1 protein-coding gene and 1 pseudogene are annotated in these 2565 nt (G+C 68.5%); one reads left to right on the forward strand and one right to left on the reverse strand.

What is annotated here, in order from left to right; all coding sequences use genetic code 11:
* Positions 1 to 220 (forward strand): annotated as a pseudogene (locus L810_RS48240) (alpha/beta fold hydrolase); the annotation flags it as partial.
* A gap of 46 nt (positions 221 to 266) precedes the next feature.
* Here L810_RS48240 and L810_RS42215 read toward each other — a convergent pair.
* Positions 267 to 2552, reverse strand: coding sequence for a TonB-dependent receptor (locus L810_RS42215; protein ID WP_063625770.1), 2286 nt, complete (start codon positions 2550 to 2552; stop codon positions 267 to 269).
* Positions 2553 to 2565 lie beyond the last annotated feature (13 nt).

Below are 2565 nucleotides of genomic sequence, written 5' to 3' on the forward strand. Positions count from 1 at the left end.
GGGCGTGCCGCTGTTCGCCGCGCACGGGATGCACGATCCCGTCTGCCCGGCCGCCAACGTCGCCCGCCTCGCGCGTGCCGTGCCCGCGGCCGCGATCGAACACGTGAGCGCCGGGCACCTCGCAAGCGACCCGGCATTGGCACGCAGCATCGCGCGCGCCGTGGCCGCGATGTTCGCGGCGGCACCGCTCGCCCGACCGGGCCCGTCGCGCACATCCTGAGCGCCGCTCAGGCTGCGACGCGGCAACGCACGCAGCCGGGCAACGCTCAATCCCACGCGTAACGCACGCCGACCCACGCACCGCGCGGCGCACCCGGCCCGACGAACTGTTCGTTGACCGGATTCGCACCGTCGAACGTGTGATTCGGCCCGTTGAAGAAGTTCTGGCCCAGCACGCCGAAGCTCGCATAGCGCTTGTCGAACAGGTTCGTCACGCTCGCGAAGACTTCGAAGCGCTTCGTGATCCGGTAGCGCATGTCGAGATCGACGAGCACGTAGCCCGCGATCCTGCCGTTCACGTCCTGGTTGTTCTCGTCGCCGCGCGCATACACGCCGCTGCGCCACGTGACGTTCGCGCCGATATCCCACCTGGGCGTCGCCGCGTAATCGAGCCGGAGTTTCACCGTGTGTGCGGGAATACCGGGAATATGGTCGCCTTGCTTGACGGCCACGTTGCCGTTCGCGTCGGCCGCCGAATTCGCCGGGCTGTGCTCGGTCCACGACGACCGGTAGGTCGCATCGACATAGCTGTACGAAAGCCCGACACCGAGCGGGCCGAACCGCGTGCGGCCCGCGAGTTCGATGCCTTGCCGCCGCGTATCGCCGACGTTGCGGAAATAACCCTGCGCGCTTGCCGGGCTGCTGATGAACTGGATGTCGTCGGTCAGCGTCGTGCGGTAGGCGGCGGCGCTCCAGGTCGTCGCGGCGCCGATGCGGCCGCGCATGCCGGCTTCGAACGTCTTCGAGATCACCGGCTTGAGCGCCGGGTCCGCGATGAAGTCGTTCGGCAGCGAACACGGCGCGGCCGGGTCCGCGCATGCGAGTTCGATCGCGGTCGGCGAGCGCATCCCTTCGTTGTACGTCGCATAGGCGGTGAAGCCCGCGACCGGGTTCCAGTTGAGCCCGACTGCCGGGTTGAACCGGGAGAACACGTGGTTGCCGTCGAGCAGCGGCTGCACGCCGCTCTCGTCACCGATCTGCGCCTTCGACCAGTCGTAGCGCCCCGACACCGTCAGCGTCCAGTGTGGCGTCAGCGACAGTGCATCGCTCAGGTACACGCCGAGGTTCGCGTTGCGCGTCTTCGCGCGGGTCTGCGGCTCGAAATCACCGACGCCGATCGCCGCGCGCGTGTCGGTGAAATACGCGTCCTGCGACGACGCGACGTAGCTCGAGTTCGCGACATCGGCCGCCACGCCCGCGATCAGCTGGTTCGCCATCCCGCCGAGCTTGCCGAGCAGCGTGAGCTGCAGGCTGCCGCCGTAGCTGTCGGTCACGATCGTCGACTGCGCATTGGTGCCCTGCACCGCGTCGACCGTGCCGTCGTCGCCGACCGATCCGTAATCGGTATTGTTGTTGCTGCTGACGTTGGTGTTGCGCAGGTGCCGATAATACGCATTGCCGCTCAGCTCGACGTGCTCGCCGAAGAAGTGATCGCCCGACAGCGTCAGGTAGCCGGCGCTGTTGCGATTCAGGTCGGGATAGGTGTACGCCTGCTTCCGGTTGTCGAGGAACGAGCGCGGGATCGTCTGGGTGCCGTACAGCGCGTTGTCGGCGCCGCCGGCGGAAATCGACAGCGTCGTGTCCGAATCCGTGTAGCGCAGCTTGCCGAACGCCTGCCGCACGCGGCTCGCATTGTGGTCGGCCCAGCCGCCGTCGTTCGCGACGTTCGCCGTCGCGTAGTAGTCGAGGTTCGGGCCGATCGTGCCGCCCTGCTCGAGTGCGGCCGTCTTGCGGCCCCACGAGCCGCCCGACACCTCCGCTTCGCCGCCCGGGTTCGACTTGCCGTTCTTCGTCGTGATCGCCAGTGCGCCGCCGAGCGTATTGCGCCCGTATACCGGGTTGGAGCCCGGGATCAATTGCATCCGGTCGATTGCCTGCGTCGGCAGGATGTCCCAGTTCACGACGTCGCCGAACGGTTCGTTCACACGCACGCCGTCGACGAACACCGACAGCCCCTGCGGCGTACCGAGCAGCGGCGATGCGGTGAAGCCGCGGTAGTTGACGTCCGTCTGGTACGGATTGCCCTGCGCCTCCGAGATCGTCACGCTCTGCAGGTTCGCGGCGAAGAAGTCGGCAAGCGTCGCGCGGTGCTGGGCGTCGAGTTCCGCCGCGCGTACCGTCTGCACGTTCGCCGGCACCTTCTGCAGCGGCGTACCGATCCCGAGCAGCGGCGTCGTGCCGACGACCACCACCGTCGGCAATGTGACGGCCGGCGCTTGCGGCGCTTGCGGCACTTCCGGCGCAACCGCGACGGCGGCCGGCGGCACCGCACCGCCCGTCGCGGCCGTTCCGTCCGCAGGCTGCTGCGCACGCGCGCTGCCCGCCGACAGGATCGCGAACGCGTTG

The organism is Burkholderia sp. AU4i, from assembly GCF_000466765.1.
Taxonomy (GTDB): Bacteria; Pseudomonadota; Gammaproteobacteria; order Burkholderiales; family Burkholderiaceae; genus Burkholderia; species Burkholderia cepacia.